General features: G+C 39.3%; 17 protein-coding genes, 1 tRNA gene and 1 pseudogene. 9 read left to right on the plus strand and 10 right to left on the minus strand.

All coding sequences use genetic code 11. The features are described from left to right. Nucleotides 1-184: 184 nt before the first annotated feature. Nucleotides 185-700 (plus strand): class I SAM-dependent methyltransferase, encoded by a 516-nt coding sequence (locus tag H6G73_RS18935; RefSeq protein ID WP_242034243.1) that lies wholly within the window; start codon nt 185-187, stop codon nt 698-700. Between the two features lie 148 nt (nt 701-848). Here the strand turns inward: H6G73_RS18935 and H6G73_RS25165 are convergent. Both H6G73_RS25165 and H6G73_RS18945 read right to left on the minus strand, forming a co-directional pair. Continuing rightward, nucleotides 849-1,007 (minus strand): annotated as a pseudogene (locus H6G73_RS25165) (transposase); the annotation flags it as partial. 45 nt (nt 1,008-1,052) lie between these two features. Beyond that, complete coding sequence (locus H6G73_RS18945; RefSeq protein WP_190607307.1) at nt 1,053-2,066, minus strand: VOC family protein; 1,014 nt, start codon at nt 2,064-2,066, stop codon at nt 1,053-1,055. Between the two features lie 246 nt (nt 2,067-2,312). Between H6G73_RS18945 and H6G73_RS18950 the strand changes: the two genes are divergently transcribed. The 5 genes from H6G73_RS18950 (at nt 2,313) to H6G73_RS18970 (ending at nt 6,642) form a co-directional block, all read left to right on the plus strand. Next, the gene (locus tag H6G73_RS18950) at nt 2,313-3,104 is read left to right on the plus strand and encodes an aminotransferase class IV (RefSeq protein ID WP_190607309.1); all 792 of its coding nucleotides are present in this window, start codon (nt 2,313-2,315) and stop codon (nt 3,102-3,104) included. A 109-nt stretch (nt 3,105-3,213) separates the two neighbouring features. Then, the gene (gene ftsH3 / locus H6G73_RS18955; RefSeq protein WP_269468934.1) at nt 3,214-5,055 is read left to right on the plus strand and encodes an ATP-dependent zinc metalloprotease FtsH3; all 1,842 of its coding nucleotides are present in this window, start codon (nt 3,214-3,216) and stop codon (nt 5,053-5,055) included. 152 nt (nt 5,056-5,207) lie between these two features. Beyond that, nucleotides 5,208-5,363 carry a DUF3285 domain-containing protein gene (locus H6G73_RS18960; RefSeq protein ID WP_190607310.1) on the plus strand — a complete coding sequence of 52 codons (156 nt, stop codon included), beginning with the start codon at nt 5,208-5,210 and terminating at the stop codon, nt 5,361-5,363. A 19-nt stretch (nt 5,364-5,382) separates the two neighbouring features. Beyond that, nucleotides 5,383-5,910 carry an rRNA maturation RNase YbeY gene (gene ybeY, locus H6G73_RS18965; protein ID WP_190607337.1) on the plus strand — a complete coding sequence of 176 codons (528 nt, stop codon included), beginning with the start codon at nt 5,383-5,385 and terminating at the stop codon, nt 5,908-5,910. Nucleotides 5,911-6,186: 276 nt separating this feature from the next. Then, a complete protein-coding gene (locus tag H6G73_RS18970) occupies nt 6,187-6,642 on the plus strand; it encodes a diacylglycerol kinase family protein (RefSeq protein ID WP_190607312.1) in 456 nt (151 codons plus the stop codon). Nucleotides 6,643-6,866: 224 nt separating this feature from the next. Here the strand turns inward: H6G73_RS18970 and purE are convergent, their stop codons facing one another. After that, a complete protein-coding gene (gene purE / locus H6G73_RS18975) occupies nt 6,867-7,385 on the minus strand; it encodes a 5-(carboxyamino)imidazole ribonucleotide mutase (protein ID WP_190607314.1) in 519 nt (172 codons plus the stop codon). A 77-nt stretch (nt 7,386-7,462) separates the two neighbouring features. Between purE and nagA the strand changes: the two genes are divergently transcribed. Then, nucleotides 7,463-8,620, plus strand: coding sequence for an N-acetylglucosamine-6-phosphate deacetylase (gene nagA / locus H6G73_RS18980; protein ID WP_190607315.1), 1,158 nt, complete (start codon nt 7,463-7,465; stop codon nt 8,618-8,620). A gap of 202 nt (nt 8,621-8,822) precedes the next feature. Here the strand turns inward: nagA and cobA are convergent, their stop codons facing one another. Genes cobA through H6G73_RS19000 form a run of 4 tightly spaced genes read right to left on the minus strand, consistent with a single transcriptional unit; the run spans nt 8,823 to nt 12,140 of the window. Beyond that, complete coding sequence (gene cobA, locus H6G73_RS18985) at nt 8,823-9,608, minus strand: uroporphyrinogen-III C-methyltransferase (RefSeq protein WP_190607317.1); 786 nt, start codon at nt 9,606-9,608, stop codon at nt 8,823-8,825. After that, nucleotides 9,608-10,318 carry a sirohydrochlorin chelatase gene (locus H6G73_RS18990; RefSeq protein ID WP_190607319.1) on the minus strand — a complete coding sequence of 237 codons (711 nt, stop codon included), beginning with the start codon at nt 10,316-10,318 and terminating at the stop codon, nt 9,608-9,610. The genes cobA and H6G73_RS18990 overlap by 1 nt, the downstream gene beginning before the upstream one ends. Nucleotides 10,319-10,348: 30 nt before the next feature. Continuing rightward, the gene (locus tag H6G73_RS18995) at nt 10,349-11,701 is read right to left on the minus strand and encodes a serine/threonine-protein kinase (RefSeq protein WP_190607321.1); all 1,353 of its coding nucleotides are present in this window, start codon (nt 11,699-11,701) and stop codon (nt 10,349-10,351) included. Between the two features lie 58 nt (nt 11,702-11,759). Continuing rightward, nucleotides 11,760-12,140 carry a DUF4359 domain-containing protein gene (locus H6G73_RS19000; protein WP_190607322.1) on the minus strand — a complete coding sequence of 127 codons (381 nt, stop codon included), beginning with the start codon at nt 12,138-12,140 and terminating at the stop codon, nt 11,760-11,762. 117 nt (nt 12,141-12,257) lie between these two features. On the opposite strand from H6G73_RS19000, the gene H6G73_RS19005 reads away from it, so the two are divergent. Next, a tRNA-His gene (locus H6G73_RS19005) sits at nt 12,258-12,330 on the plus strand. Between the two features lie 283 nt (nt 12,331-12,613). Here the strand turns inward: H6G73_RS19005 and H6G73_RS19010 are convergent. The 3 genes from H6G73_RS19010 to H6G73_RS19020 all read right to left on the minus strand — a co-directional run bounded on the left by H6G73_RS19010 (nt 12,614) and on the right by H6G73_RS19020 (nt 13,573). Continuing rightward, the gene (locus H6G73_RS19010; RefSeq protein ID WP_190607324.1) at nt 12,614-12,931 is read right to left on the minus strand and encodes a helix-turn-helix domain-containing protein; all 318 of its coding nucleotides are present in this window, start codon (nt 12,929-12,931) and stop codon (nt 12,614-12,616) included. A 128-nt stretch (nt 12,932-13,059) separates the two neighbouring features. Beyond that, on the minus strand, nt 13,060-13,374 hold the full coding sequence (locus H6G73_RS19015; protein WP_244997469.1) for a PIN domain-containing protein: 315 nt from the start codon (nt 13,372-13,374) through the stop codon (nt 13,060-13,062). Beyond that, nucleotides 13,346-13,573, minus strand: coding sequence for a hypothetical protein (locus tag H6G73_RS19020; RefSeq protein ID WP_190607326.1), 228 nt, complete (start codon nt 13,571-13,573; stop codon nt 13,346-13,348). Before H6G73_RS19020 ends, H6G73_RS19015 begins: the two co-directional genes overlap by 29 nt. Nucleotides 13,574-13,773: 200 nt before the next feature. Here H6G73_RS19020 and H6G73_RS19025 point away from each other — a divergent pair, with 200 nt between their 5' ends. Continuing rightward, the gene (locus tag H6G73_RS19025) at nt 13,774-14,715 is read left to right on the plus strand and encodes an alpha/beta hydrolase (RefSeq protein ID WP_190607328.1); all 942 of its coding nucleotides are present in this window, start codon (nt 13,774-13,776) and stop codon (nt 14,713-14,715) included. Nucleotides 14,716-15,017: the final 302 nt, after the last annotated feature.

Consider the following 15,017-nt stretch of genomic DNA (forward strand, 5'->3'; position numbering starts at 1 on the left):
GGCGTTTTCTGCGTCTTTTGTTTTATAGCTATCCTGAAGTTACAATAAACACATTAAACTAAAACATTTATTGACTATGTTTTATAATCCACTCAGAACGTTGCCAGGATTTAAAAAAATTAGATCATCTCTAGACTTTCTCTTGGGTAATAGCAAAATTCCCACTAACTGGAGTCGGGTGATTATGCAACAAGAGACTAGAAAACTGGTGGAGGGTTTACAGCCCAGCCAATTAAAGGTTTTAGAAATATCAGGGAACTATTGGGAAAAAACAGGGTTTAAAGAATACAAAGCCATTCATTATCCTGAATATGACATTTGTGAAACAGTTTTACCAAAAACCTTTGATTTAATTATTGCTGATCAGGTATTTGAACATTTACTTTGGCCTTATCGAGCAGGTAAAAATGTATATCAAATGCTCAATCCTGGAGGATATTTTCTTATATCTACACCATTTTTAGTGCGTATCCATAACTATCCTATTGATTGTAGTCGCTGGACTGAAATAGGACTAAAATATTTCTTAGCAGAATGTGGATTTCCTTTAGAAACTACACAAACCGGTTCATGGGGAAACCGTGCTTGTATTAAAGCCAATTGGCGTGATTGGGTTATTTATCGTCCAATTTTCTTGCATTCATTAAAAAATGAACCTGACTTTCCATATTGTGTTTGGGCATTAACACAGAAAATATAATCATTAATTCTCTGGTAAGAGGATGTCTGAAAAGTGTTGAGAAAGTGATTTTGATTACGCCAATTGCTTCAACATTAAACGAATCATTGCTACATAAATAAAAGCCTCTGTTGTTTCAGGTAAAATCTCATAGTCCTTACTCAGTAGTGATTACAACCACTAACAACAAGCCCAAGGTGTCAATAAGTATATGGCGCTTACGCCCCTTGATTTTCTTTCCTGAGTCATAACCAACATCCTTGGATACCATTGTTGCTGTTTCCACCGATTGGCTATCCATAATCGCTTCTGATGGTGATGGTTCTCTATTTATCTATGGTTAGTGCTGCTAATTAAAATTGGGCAAACCCTTTTAGTCTCTGCTTTCAACCAAAGTCCAAAAATAGCCATCAGGAGCTACAAATGAAAAACTCATTTCTCCAAATTCATTACTAGTAATTTGCGTCAATTTTCTCACATGACTATTTTCAACTTTAGTAAAATAATCATGAATTCCCTGAACACGATAAGTATAAAGACACATCCCCAAGCTACCAGGTTGAGCGAGTTCATATCTAGACTCTAGCTGAATACTTTCAGGAAAACGAATGATATAAAGTCTACCACTACGGGCCTGCATGAAATCAGAGACAGATGAACGAGGGTCATCAAAAGCAGTGACTATAAATTTTTCCCCTGGTTGCAGATGAAACATTTCTCTTCCTGCTGCTGATTCATCACCTGTTTCCACATCATCCCGCACCCGCAACAAATCTAAAACGTCTTCATAGAATTTGAGAATTTCTTTACTATCATCTTGGACAATCATTCCCATATGGGTGAATTGGCTGGTTTGGAAAGTTGACTGGGGGTTAATTTTGCCATAGTTGGGGACTACATATCCAAACCTTTGAAATAAAACTTGACGAGTCAATGGTTGCAGTAGCAGCATTTCTCTTACCCCAGTTAGGGAACTTATAAATGGCTGTATTTTCTGGTTTTTGTTATAAATTACTTCCCAAAAAGGATTACTATATTTAATATCCTTGCCTTCTTTTTCTGCTTCTTCTGCATGATTTAATATACCCAACAAATCAGCGGTTAAAGTAGTAGCCCAACGATTACCCTTAACTCGCATAGAACTAATAACCAAACCTTGATTAATAGGTTGCTGCCACATCATCAACCGAATTAAACCATGGTCTGCATCTTGATGATAAAGCCGAATTGATTGTAGTTCTGAATCGACTGCATATAAATCCTTGGCAGTATCAGCCCTTAAATTTCCTACTGCACCAATTCGATAACCAAATTGCTCCCAATATTGAATAGCGGAAATTGGTTCAGTGATGCCAATACAAACTTCATAAATTCCTTGTATAGTCATAATCAATTTAATTGCAAACTAACAGGGCAATGTTGAGAAAATGTAAAATACAGAATCAAGATTTATATGTTTTTTGCGTCTGTATAAATGGATGAGAAATCCTATTGTATAATTGAAATTTCCAAAATATCCATCTGATTAAATAAACCGATAACTGGCAAAGCATCAAATCTTTTTGAGTACACAGCCAGTTTCAGCCTCAACTGCCTTCAAGTAGACGATTCAGCATGTTTTTCCACTAAATAAATGACGGTTTATTGGTACAACGGTAAATTAATTTCCTCTCCCACCATCGAATTAGATATTTATGATCCAGGATTCTTGTATGGGGCGACGGTTTTTACTACATTAAGAGTGTATAATAATACTTTAGATAGCAGATTAACTAATTGGTCAGCCCATTGCGATCGCTTGAAATTTAGTCTCCACAGTTTTCATTGGTCAGAACCTAATTGGGAGCAAGTTCGTCAAGGTGGACAGCTACTTTTAGCACATTACCCCGTCCTGAGAATTACTATTTTTCCTGATGGTCGAGAATTGATTATTGGCAGATTTTTACCACCAAATTTAACCAGTCAGCAGACAGAAGGTATAAAATGTGTCTTAGCGATGGCGGAGTTGGGGCGGTCTCTCCCTGGCCATAAAACAGGTAATTATCTCAGCCCTTGGTTAGCCAAAAACCAAGCCACAGATGCCCAAGAAGCCATTCTTGTAGATGTAGCAGGTAATTGGTTGGAAACTAGCACTGGCAACCTGTGGGGCTGGAAAGATGGTACTTGGTGGACACCACCCTTAACAGCTGGAATTTTGCCAGGGGTAGTACGTCAGCAAATATTAAATCATTTAGAAAATCAGCAAATTATCTGCCAGATGGAACCTTGGTCAGCCGATATTGTGCAGGGATTTGAGGCGATCGCTTACACTAATAGTGTGGTTGAACTTATTCCCATTCACACAGTCCAATATCCTACAGGGTCATTACCATATCATCCCCATCACCCAAGTTTGCAGCAATTGAGGAGCTTTTTTCTAGCATGACAAGAGAAAGATTTTGGTATATCTTAAGATAAGTTAACATAATTCTCATAATGCTTTCTCCCTCGGAGACGCTGCGTGAAGGCAAAAAAATATAGGAGGAATAACCTCGGTGAATAAAAGATGGAGAAATGCGGGGCTGTACGCACTGCTTTTTATTGTTGTTATTGCATTAGGCACAGCTTTCTTTGATAAACAACCTCAAAGCAAAGAATCATGGCGCTACAGTCAATTTATTCAAGAAGTTGAAAAAGGTAGAGTAGAAAAGGTTAGTTTGAGTTCAGACCGGTCTACAGCACTGGTGACACCCAAATACGACCCCAATAAAAAGATAGTAACTTTAGTCAACGACCCAGACTTAATTAACACCCTCACTGCTAAAGGCGTTGATATCTCGGTCTTACCCCAATCAGATGAAGCATTTTGGTTTAAGGCCCTAAGTAGCTTATTTTTCCCTGTATTGCTTTTAGTTGGCTTATTTTTCTTACTCCGTCGTGCTCAAAATGGCCCTGGTAGCCAAGCCATGAACTTTGGCAAGTCCAGAGCTAGAGTGCAAATGGAACCTCAAACCCAAGTCACCTTTGGTGATGTTGCAGGTATTGACCAAGCTAAATTGGAATTAAATGAAGTCGTAGACTTTTTGAAAAATGCCGATCGCTTTACCGCTGTTGGTGCAAAAATTCCTAAAGGTGTACTATTAGTTGGCCCTCCAGGAACTGGTAAAACCCTCCTCGCTCGTGCTGTAGCAGGGGAAGCTGGTGTTCCTTTCTTCTCCATCTCCGGTTCTGAATTCGTGGAAATGTTCGTCGGTGTGGGTGCTTCCCGCGTCCGTGACTTATTTGAGCAAGCTAAAACTAACGCTCCTTGTATCGTCTTCATTGATGAAATTGACGCAGTAGGTCGTCAACGGGGTGCTGGTTTAGGTGGTGGTAACGATGAAAGAGAACAAACCCTCAACCAGTTACTCACCGAAATGGATGGTTTTGAAGGTAACACAGGTATTATTATCATCGCTGCTACCAACCGTCCTGACGTACTTGATGCAGCCTTATTACGTCCTGGTCGTTTCGACCGTCAAGTAGTAGTAGACCGTCCCGACTACTCTGGACGTTGTGAAATTCTCAAAGTCCATGCCCGTGGTAAAACCTTAGCTAAGGATGTAGACCTAGAGAAAATTGCCCGTCGTACCCCTGGTTTCACCGGTGCAGATTTATCCAACTTGTTGAACGAAGCCGCTATTTTAGCTGCACGTCGCAACTTAACGGAAATCTCCATGGATGAAATCAATGATGCCATCGACCGTGTATTAGCTGGGCCAGAGAAGAAAGACCGGGTAATGAGCGAAAAGCGCAAGACCTTGGTGGCATATCATGAAGCTGGTCACGCCTTAGTAGGGGCATTAATGCCAGATTACGACCCCGTACAGAAGATTAGCATTATTCCCCGTGGTCGTGCCGGTGGTTTGACTTGGTTCACCCCCAGTGAAGACCGGATGGAAACAGGTTTATATAGCCGTGCTTATTTAGAAAATCAAATGGCTGTGGCTTTAGGTGGTCGTCTCGCTGAAGAAATTGTCTTTGGTGATGAAGAAGTCACCACAGGTGCTTCCAATGACTTGCAGCAGGTGGCCAGAGTGGCCAGACAAATGATTACTCGGTTCGGAATGAGCGATCGCTTGGGACCTGTGGCACTAGGTCGTCAGCAAGGTAACATGTTCTTAGGCCGGGATATCATGGCAGAACGTGACTTTTCTGAAGAAACCGCAGCTGCCATTGACGAAGAAGTCCGCAAATTAGTGGATGCAGCTTATAGCAGAGCCAAGGAAGTATTGGTCAGCAACCGCAAAGTTTTGGACGAAATCGCCCAAATGTTGATTGACAAAGAAACCGTAGATGCGGACGAGTTGCAGGCTATTCTCGCTAATAACGATGTAAGAACTGCGGCATTTGCCTAACCATTGTTGGTCAGGATGAATAAATTAGGGTAATTCTGGAATTTCTGGAGTTACCCTAATTTTTTGGTGGATACAGGCAATTTTCTCTGTCTTCAGTCGTGCCGCTAATTATTCTGTTAATTTAAGATTAAAGAAATAGAGATTAAATCATTATGAGTGACTCTCCAACGACAGAAACTCAACCTAGCTACGTCAAACTTGCCATGCGAAACATGGTCAGGAAAGGCGCTACTTCGCTCAAACATTTTGCAATGACTGCTGTAGGGCTTTTAGCTGTCCTCGTGGGTCTTGCTTATCTCACCCGCTAATTGAGGATACTGTGTGGCCCTGCAAGTAGAATTGTTTTTAGAAAATTGTGTGCAGGAATCTGACTCTGTTCAATCACAAATCAAAGAGGATGATAGTCTGATTCCTGACCACACCTGGGAAAGTTGGTTTCATCAGTGGTTAGAAATTCTTCATCCCCATCTCCCCCCAGCCGCAAGTTATGAAATTGGTTTACGCTTGACGGATGATGGAGAAATTCAAGCTTTAAATGCTCAGTATCGACAGCAGGATAAGCCGACAGACGTTTTATCCTTTGCGGCTTTAGAGGCTGATTTTCCCCAAAATGAAGAAATGCTAGCATCTTTGCCTTTGTATTTGGGTGATATTGTAGTATCTCTAGATACGGCTGCCCGTCAAGCACAACAAAATGGCCATGGTTTGCCTCAAGAGCTAGCTTGGTTAACCGCTCATGGTTTATTACATCTTCTAGGATGGGATCATCCTGATGATGAAAGTTTGATGCGAATGTTACAACAACAGACCCAATTGCTGAATTCCGTGGGCATGACTATTGACTTAGAGTATTAACTTCAAGTATCAACGATAGTGACTAGGGCAGTGAGGTAAGAATAAATATCTATTGACAAAAGGTGCAAAAGCCAATGAAATAAGCGATATTTCTATTTACTGATCACCCTAGTAATGTTGTTTATTCAAGTCTGCGAATTGACAAATTTGAATTTTGAGTAAGACTTTTACAATTCTTATGTAACAAATTACTTAAAATTGCGTCAAAATCAGTAGCTTTATTAAAATCAGCAAGTATTCCCAATTTGCATTTTTTGTTGTTGTAGTTGTCAGCATATGTCCCAAAAAGTTTCGCCACCACCAACACCCAACCGTCTGCCCAAAATTGTGACTAAAGAACGGGAACTTTCTTGGCAAATAGCCTCTAATTTACTCGTTAGTTTTAAATATGCCTGGGCTGGTATCACCTATGGTTTTAAAACACAACGGAATTTTCGCATTCATGTAGCTGTATGCGCTATTGTCATTTCTCTAAGCCTATTTTTAAGGTTACCGTCTGTAGAGGTAGCAGTTATCGCCCTGACTAGTGGTTTAGTTTTAACCTTGGAATTGCTCAACACAGCGTTAGAGTCTATAGTTGACTTAACTGTGAAGCAAACTTACCATGAGTTAGCAAAAATTGCTAAAGACTGTGCTGCTGGTGCAGTGCTAATTTCTGCTTTAGTAGCTGTGTTAGTAGGCGGTACACTTTTGCTTCCACCTTTATTTAGATTAATATTGTCTACCATCTAGTAACTGTATTGTCATCATCTACAGCAGTTTTGAGTGATGAGTGACGGTATGTTAAGTAGTCATGCAAAGTGCAATATACATTTTCTTGGTGAAGTAAGAAAGATTGAATTTAGTAATAGCAGCGGTTTGCAGTTGCTGCATTCCTAATCTTCACAGGCAGTTTACACCAAGGTAATGACATCAATATTTTGATTTTGCATAGCTACTTAAAACTGGGAGTGGTTTTAAGACATTTGTTGTAAATATTGTTTGTAGCCTAATTCTGTTAATTGACTTTGTTTGTCCATCACCATATCCCGTAGACTTTGACGATATGCTTGGACTTTTGCGAGTAATTCTGGTTGGTGTGTGGCAAGAATTTGTACTGCTAACAAACCTGCATTTTTAGCGTTACCAATGGCTACTGTAGCCACGGGAATACCTGCGGGCATTTGCACAATGGAATATAGAGAATCGACACCTTGGAGGTGACGAGTCGCTACGGGAACGCCAATTACAGGTAGTGGGGTGAGGGATGCGACCATACCAGGAAGATGGGCTGCACCACCAGCACCAGCAATGATAACCTTGATACCCCGTTGGTGTGCTGTTTGGGCATACTCTACCATACGTTCTGGGGTACGGTGAGCGGAAACGATCGCTACTTCACACTCTACACCAAATTCTTCGCAGATGGCGATCGCATCTTTCATCGTGGGCAAATCAGAATCGCTGCCCATAATAATACCAACTTCAATAGACATAGAATTTGAGATTTTAGATTAATTGCCAATGGTTCAATTTAAAATCGGGTGAGATTTAGGTTTTTCTGGCCAGGGTGATGACTACAGCAACACTAAATTCGATTTTGACAAATGTAGATATTATCAATGCCCGAGTACCTGGTTATCAAGATTGGCAGAGAATTTTGATTAACCAAGAGGGTATGATTGAGTCAATTTCACCAATGGATGGAGAAAGAGTTCCTTTGCCAGATGTGCAAATTCTCGATGTAGCTGGTGATTGGATTTCTTTAGGTGGGGTTGATTTACAAATTAATGGGGCATTAGGTTTAGCATTTCCTGAGTTAACACCAGAAAATGCTCATTTGTTGCCCAAAATATCGCAATTTTTATGGAGTGTCGGGGTTGATGGCTATTTACCCACCTTAGTGACTACTTCTGTGGAGAATATACAGCGATCGCTGGCCATCTTGGCTAATTTTACCGAAAAATCTGGCGCTCAAATTCTCGGAGTCCATTTGGAAGGGCCATTTTTAAATTATCAGAAACGAGGTGCCCATCCCCCAGAATATCTTTTACCTCTCACTGTAGATGAAGTGAAGCGGGTTTTAGGTGATTATGCCCACATCGTTAAAGTTATCACCTTGGCACCAGAGTTAGATGCTAGCGGTGAAGTGATTCCATATTTGCGTTCCTTAGGCATTACCGTGAGTTTAGGCCATTCTCAAGCAACCGCAGCACAAGCACAAACAGCCTTTACACAGGGTGCAACAATGGTAACTCATGCTTTTAATGCCATGCCACCATTACACCATCGTGAACCTGGTTTATTAGGTGTGGCAATGAACCATCCTCATGTGATGTGTGGTTTTATTGCTGATGGTCAGCATGTCTCACCTACAATGTTAGAAATTCTCGTCCGTGCTAGTCGGGGACTGTTTTTAGTCAGTGATGCACTGGCACCCTTGGGATTACCTGATGGGGTGTATCCTTGGGATAGCCGAGAAATAGTAGTTACCAATGGTACTGCAAGATTAGCAGATGGAACTCTATCAGGAACTACTTTACCTTTATTAGTGGGAGTACAGAATTTAGTTGCCTGGGGAATTTGTGATGTGGAAACAGCTATTTTCCTCGCTACCGATGCACCTAGAAAAGCAATTAATTTACCAACTATCTCTCCCCATCAACCTGCTAAGTTATTACGCTGGCATTGGCATGAAGAAGAAAAACAACTTTCTTGGCAAAGAATTTAGTTAGGGCTAGTTGAATAAACCTACAACCTAGACGAGGTAAGAGTTTCAGAGGTATAAAAGGTAAATAATGTGGAAAGAAAACAGAGGATGGCATCAAAAATAGCTCAATTTTCCAGACTCGATAATACTCCTAACTCCTTCTAAATTATCCTGTTCGCGCAGCGTGCCGTAGGCATACTTCTGAACTCCTGAACTCCTACTCTCACGTGCTAACAGGACGACAACCAGACAATACACCGTGCATAGTTACTACTGCACCAATAATAGCGATCGCTGGGGCACTAAATCCAGTTGTTTCTACTTGGTTAACAATTGTCCCCAGTTGACCAATTAGTTCTTCCTGTTCGGGACGTGTTCCCCATCGCACTAAGCCAATGGGTGTGTCTAAACTCAAACCAGCTAAGGTTAATTGTTCTACGATGTAGGGTAAGTTGTGTATACCCATATAAATTACAATAGTTTCTGAACCTTGGGCGATCGCTTGCCAATTAACATGGGGTTTATACTTGCCTGAAGCCTCATGTCCAGTAACGAAAGTTACAGAAGAACTATAAAGACGATGGGTCAAAGGAATACCTGCATAGGCTGCGGCGGCTATTCCCGATGTAATTCCTGGCACTACTTCTGTGGGAATACCTGCCTCAACTAACTCGGACATTTCTTCTCCACCCCGGCCAAAAATAAACGGATCTCCACCTTTTAGCCGTACAACTATGGCATGTTCTTGGGCTTTTTCGATCAGCAATTGGGTGGTTTCTTCTTGCAACAGCGAATGTCTTCCCCGACGCTTACCTGCATTGATTTTTTCTGCTTCGGGGTTAATCATGGCCAAAATCGCTGGACTGACTAAGGCATCATAAATGACAACATCTGCACAAGCTAACAAGCCTTTGCCCTTTAATGTCATCAGACCAGGATCTCCAGGCCCCGCACCAACCAAATACACCGTACCCAAAAACTTTTGACCCTCCTTATCTGTGCAGTTCATCAGTTTGTCAATTCCCAAATTAAATTAGCTAGTTCTGCACTTGCTCCCAGAGGTGGCATTAATTGCAAACTTACCTCTGGAAATTGTAATTTTAACTCTTCTACTGCTTGAGCGATCGCATCGGTGATGCCACCAGCGAATAGAAAGTATGGCAAAATTGCAATCTGCCCCTTGCCAGTGGCGATAATTTCTTTTACTCTACTCTCTAAGCTAGGAGCCACAGACCAATATGCTGTGACAGCACCCAAACGATGAGCAATAGTCTCTATTGGTGTTTGAGAACCAGGACGACGGCTACCATGAGCTAACAGAATCAATGCGTCTGTGTTGAGATTCACTAAGCTTTGGTTCAGCAAATCAACCATACCAGGATGAGTGCCTAAATGTGGTCGCACATCAATTATCATCTCTTGCCTGAGAGTTTGCTGTGCAATAGTTACTTCCCCAGGAATATCAGTCATCACATGGACTCCTGGTAGTAGAAATAAGGGTACAATTTTTAAGCGATCGCATCCATAGATTTGGGCTTTTTGGGCAAAATGCTCAATTTGTTGATGTAAAGGCTGTGAATTTAATTCTAGAGTAGCTGTACCGACTAAATGCTCATGATGCGGTAATCTTTCACTGAATAACCTTGCCAATTGCTGCATAGCAATATCTGGACGTGGGTCACGACTTCCATGAGAGACCAACAGATAGGCAGAAGACATGGGCAAGGATCAAAACTTGTTAAGAAAATATTAACGATTGTAACAGCTTTTCAATTTTGTGTCTAAGGCACTGAGGTGCCGCCATAATTGCGTTCCACCAGACCAAAAGTGAGAAGGTAAATGGCCTGCTGGTGCTGACAAGCGAAAAGATAAAGCTTGAGTCAGAGAACTCGATTTAGACAAATTCCAACCCACCGCAGCACAGAATTGACCATAATCACAATCACAGATATTGTAAATTTTCACTTGGCTAGAAAAGCCAAACTTGCCGTTACTGTATTTTGCCCATAATTCATCAATAATCCGCAAATCTTCACAAGGCATGTTTTCAATATCTTTAATAAAAAAATAGCTGCCTAGAGGCTTAGATAAAGCTTGGCACATCAAATCCCAAGTCAGTTGATTGGCCTGTTGCCATTTCTGGACTGCCAGTAAATTATTTAATTGCTTATAATCAATTCCCGTCGAGGAATAAAGTTTATTAATAGGTTGGGGTGCAATTGGTTTTGCTTTGGGGGTAAGGGCAGCAATTACCTCTGTAGCAGACTTATAGCGTCGAGGCAGGGGATTTTGGATTAATTTATCGATAATTTCGCCCAAATCACCACTAATAGGATTATTATGAGGTAGATAATCGCGCCAAATCCAGCGATCGCTTGTCACATCAAATAAATCAAAGGGAGAAATCCCAGTTAATAAATAAATACAAGTCACACCAAAACTATAAAGGTCACTTGCTGGTAAAACCTTGCCTCTGGTTTGTTCAGGTGGCATATATTCTGGACTCCCCACTGTTGTACCCGTCTTCACTAAAACCGTAGAAGTCAGATATTTAGCCACACCAAAATCGATTAAAACAACTTCTCCCCCTGGCTGTCTCCGCATGATATTTGAGGGTTTAATATCCCGGTGAATCACTTGACGGGAATGAATAAACTCCAGTACAGGCAATAAATCTTTCAGCAATTGCCTAATTTTCGCCTCATTATAAACACCTTGATGTTTCAATTCCTGTTCTAAAGTCTCTCCCTGAATGAACTCTTGCACCAAATACAGCTGGTTCTCTTGCTCAAAATGTGCCAACAATTGAGGAATTTGTGGGTGTCGTAACTGATCAAGACGTACTGCTTCCTGCACAAATAACTCCATAGCCTTACTCCCAACACTATCGCTGTGCTGGTGTAAATGCAGCTGTTTAATCACACATTGAGGCTTGGAAGGAATGTGTTCATCTACAGCCAAAAAAGTTCTACCAAAGCCACCTTGACCAATGGGAGATAAAACGCGATACCGATCTTTGAGCAAAAGAGTGCTACCACATTTCACACAAAATCGAGCATCATCTAGGTTGTAGGGATACAAACACTGTGTACAAAAATTCATTGGTCACATTTTGCCAGGGAAACTCATATATTAAGTATTTCCCAATCCAGACCAAAATTTATTGCTCCCCAGCATTATAAGTATAGAATTGATTAAACGCTCCCACCGTCTCTAACTTGTAACCAGGCAGCCAGGAACTGACTTTAATCTCCGTCCGATACACACTAAACAGCAGATAATTTTCTCTTTCCGTAGTGTCAGCAATAACAAGCCGCATCTGGGGATTAGCTGATGCCACCAACTTGTCACACTTTAAATTCAGTAAATTTTCAATTAAACCCTGTGTGCCTTTACATACATCAGTTGTCAAAAACTTATTTAGACGTTGTAAAGCATAGTCCTCATATTTAGTCTGTTCAGGATTTGTCTGAGCCATGACTACACCTAAACTAGCCAGTCCCGTCGCCCCAATCAAGGTAATAATAGTTAGCGTTTTCATCTGCTTTCAGGGTCGTTGAATCGTTAAACTATCAAAACTGTTAATAAATTAATCCAAATTCAGCCAAAAAAGTCTGGATCATTTTTGAGCGAGTGTGTTATAATCAGATTATTAATGGCGAGCGTAGCCAAGTGGTTAAGGCAGTGGATTGTGGTTCCACCACTCGTGGGTTCGAGTCCCATCGTTCGCCCTCACAGAACTCTAGTTAATACTAAAAAGCTCTTACTTTGGCCCTGGTGGACTAAATAAATGCTCTCCCTGAATCTTTGATGCAAACTATTGTATCCACCGCCTTTGTTTCTACTTGATGCCGATTATAGCTACTTTATCTCGCATATTGAAGATAAAATAGCAAAATTTTATTTTTATTTATGCAACTTTAAGTTTATACGTATTTAACTGATGTCAATATTTCTTAAGACCGGGAATCAACGTATACTGAGTCTTTTCAAAAACCAAATAGATAGCAAAACTTAAACTACTGTTATCCGTGCATTATCTCTCGATTTAAGTTTGACTGTAATTTCCACATCAATTCCCAAAGTATTCAGAAATCTAAACATTCTTTCCAGAGAAAAACCTGTAAGTCTTCCTCTCATTAAAGCAGAAACTTTTGGCTGATCAATTCTTAATAATTCAGCCGCTTTTTCTTGGGTAATATGACGTGCAATGATAGCGTTACTGATTTTCCGTGCGAGTTCAGCTTTTACTAGCATTTCCTCTGGGTTAGGTAGACCTAAATCAGCAAATACTTTACCGCTACTGGTTTTGATTTCAATATTTTCTGTCATGATTATTACTTATAAGATTGCTAATTTGTTTACTATATCCAAGACACTGTTTGTAAATTTTCAATTTCCTGAAAATGAGCATCGCGTGTAAATAAAATTAGATTATATTGAAGACTTATTGCATCAATCTAAATATCATTTTCAGGTAAGGGACGACTTTTTAAACGTAGCTGATTTTTTATTTCACCGTATATTCGAGATGTTTCTGTATTACATTCAAGTACAGTATTTTTAGCGATCAATTCTTCAATCCGTTCTAGATTTTCTTTTGAACGGCTAGATTTTCTAGCACCATAACACAATTCCCCTACTGCAATACTAGGTATGAAAACTTCATTTGTTTGTGAAAGGTTGTTTTTGACTGCTATTTCATCAGCGAAGAAAGCAATAATGATATTGGTATCGAGCAAGTATCTACCATTCATCAAAGTCAACCTTTTCACAATCTTGTTTTATTGCTTCACTCATTAGCTGTAAATCTTCTTTGGGTATTGAACCTGCAAAATGTAGTAATTCTTTACCGGGCACACCTTTGATTTTTGATTTTGTCAAATTGCGGGCAAATTCCAGGACTTGATATTGTAAGTCTTGAAGCATGATTTTTAATTGTTCAATAATTTGTTCAGAAATAGATACATTCATAATGTTTCTTCCTATTGTTGTGAAATACTGTGTTTTTGGAAAATCAAGGTCAGTCAAGGGTAGACCTTGCTACCACGGACTGAAAAGGTCAGACCTCTTGACCGCAATGATATTATAACAATTTTCTATAATCTAAATTATCTTAGGTCAATAAATTGACAGTATTATGATTGAATAATATTTCATAAGCGGCTTTTACTATGCTCGTCTTCTTTATTCATGGTGTCAGTACAAAAAATTCTACCTATGCTGAAGCACTGATAAAAAATATAAAAAAGCAAGTTCGTAAAACAAAAGTTGAGACCTCACTATATTTTTATTCAAGTTTTTGGGGAAATTTATTCAACCACAAGAAACATCAATTTCTTGATTATATAGATAAAGATTATTCAAGAGCTTGTCAGCAACATCCAGAATATAAATTTTGGCACGATGATATTTACAGATATAGGTCAAGAAGAAAGGAATTAATTAGAAATTTTCTAGGAGATTTTTTAATTTATCAAAATCCTAAACGCGGTCAAATTATTCGTAAACAGATTTTTGAGGAATTTAACCAATTTATCCAAGACCACCCCAAAGAAACTCAAATTCATTTCATTGCTCATTCTCTAGGTAGTCTAATTCTTTGGGATATTCTATTTTCAGATGTTATTTCTAATGATGACTCTGTTTTACATTTTCGAGATAAACTACACAAACTAGATTTAGTCAGCATTACTACGTTAGGTTCTCCTCTATTATTCCTCAAAGAGATGCTAGATATTGATTTTTCTATTGTTAATGCTGTTATAGATAAATCTAGTAAAAATTATGGTAATGGTTATAAACTCAGATGGTTAAATATTATCCATTCATCTGATTTAATGGCTTATCCTTTAAAAGCCTCTATAGAAAATGAAATAAATTCTGATTTACTATTTTGTGACCAGTATGTTTGGCAAGATGCAAATGGAACTGAACTAACATTAAGAAATATGGGTCAATCAGACATGGCAATGGTTATTGCTGCTGAAGATGCCCATTCTTCATATTTTTATGATACTTTAGATGGTGCAATAACAGCACGTATTATTAGTTATAATTTACTTGGAGAGATAAACAAACTTTTAGAGAGGTGTATTACTCCAAAATTAAATTGAAAATAATGATAATTAACAACTCTCTTTAATCATAACTAAATCCGTCCATTAATCAACTTATCTGAACTCAAATACAAATTAATTACGTTCAATTTTGTTATTTAACCTAACCTATAAATCATCAATATCAATATCTATATCTACTTGATCAGAAATTTTTTCAATTTTTTTACTAATTGGCTGACGGTAAAGCTTCGTAAGGATTCAGGTCTAGGGTTGTGGAATCAAAGAAGGCGCAAATAGAGAGGAATGAACTTGAGCCTGGAGAGCTTGTTCAAAAAAAGTAATCACAGACAGACCTT

This window comes from Richelia sinica FACHB-800, assembly GCF_014698825.1.
In the GTDB taxonomy this organism is placed as follows: domain Bacteria; phylum Cyanobacteriota; class Cyanobacteriia; order Cyanobacteriales; family Nostocaceae; genus FACHB-800.

What these genes read in the sequence shown, in the direction of transcription:
- H6G73_RS18935 (WP_242034243.1), top strand. Translation starts at nt 185, where the DNA reads ATGCAACAAGAGACTAGAAAACTGGTGGAGGGTTTACAGCCCAGCCAA.
- H6G73_RS18945 (WP_190607307.1), bottom strand. Translation starts at nt 2,066, where the DNA reads ATGACTATACAAGGAATTTATGAAGTTTGTATTGGCATCACTGAACCA.
- H6G73_RS18950 (WP_190607309.1), top strand. Translation starts at nt 2,313, where the DNA reads ATGACGGTTTATTGGTACAACGGTAAATTAATTTCCTCTCCCACCATC.
- H6G73_RS18960 (WP_190607310.1), top strand. Translation starts at nt 5,208, where the DNA reads ATGAGTGACTCTCCAACGACAGAAACTCAACCTAGCTACGTCAAACTT.
- H6G73_RS18970 (WP_190607312.1), top strand. Translation starts at nt 6,187, where the DNA reads ATGTCCCAAAAAGTTTCGCCACCACCAACACCCAACCGTCTGCCCAAA.
- purE (WP_190607314.1), bottom strand. Translation starts at nt 7,385, where the DNA reads ATGTCTATTGAAGTTGGTATTATTATGGGCAGCGATTCTGATTTGCCC.
- nagA (WP_190607315.1), top strand. Translation starts at nt 7,463, where the DNA reads ATGACTACAGCAACACTAAATTCGATTTTGACAAATGTAGATATTATC.
- cobA (WP_190607317.1), bottom strand. Translation starts at nt 9,608, where the DNA reads ATGAACTGCACAGATAAGGAGGGTCAAAAGTTTTTGGGTACGGTGTAT.
- H6G73_RS18990 (WP_190607319.1), bottom strand. Translation starts at nt 10,318, where the DNA reads ATGTCTTCTGCCTATCTGTTGGTCTCTCATGGAAGTCGTGACCCACGT.
- H6G73_RS18995 (WP_190607321.1), bottom strand. Translation starts at nt 11,701, where the DNA reads ATGAATTTTTGTACACAGTGTTTGTATCCCTACAACCTAGATGATGCT.
- H6G73_RS19000 (WP_190607322.1), bottom strand. Translation starts at nt 12,140, where the DNA reads ATGAAAACGCTAACTATTATTACCTTGATTGGGGCGACGGGACTGGCT.
- H6G73_RS19010 (WP_190607324.1), bottom strand. Translation starts at nt 12,931, where the DNA reads ATGACAGAAAATATTGAAATCAAAACCAGTAGCGGTAAAGTATTTGCT.
- H6G73_RS19020 (WP_190607326.1), bottom strand. Translation starts at nt 13,573, where the DNA reads ATGAATGTATCTATTTCTGAACAAATTATTGAACAATTAAAAATCATG.
- H6G73_RS19025 (WP_190607328.1), top strand. Translation starts at nt 13,774, where the DNA reads ATGCTCGTCTTCTTTATTCATGGTGTCAGTACAAAAAATTCTACCTAT.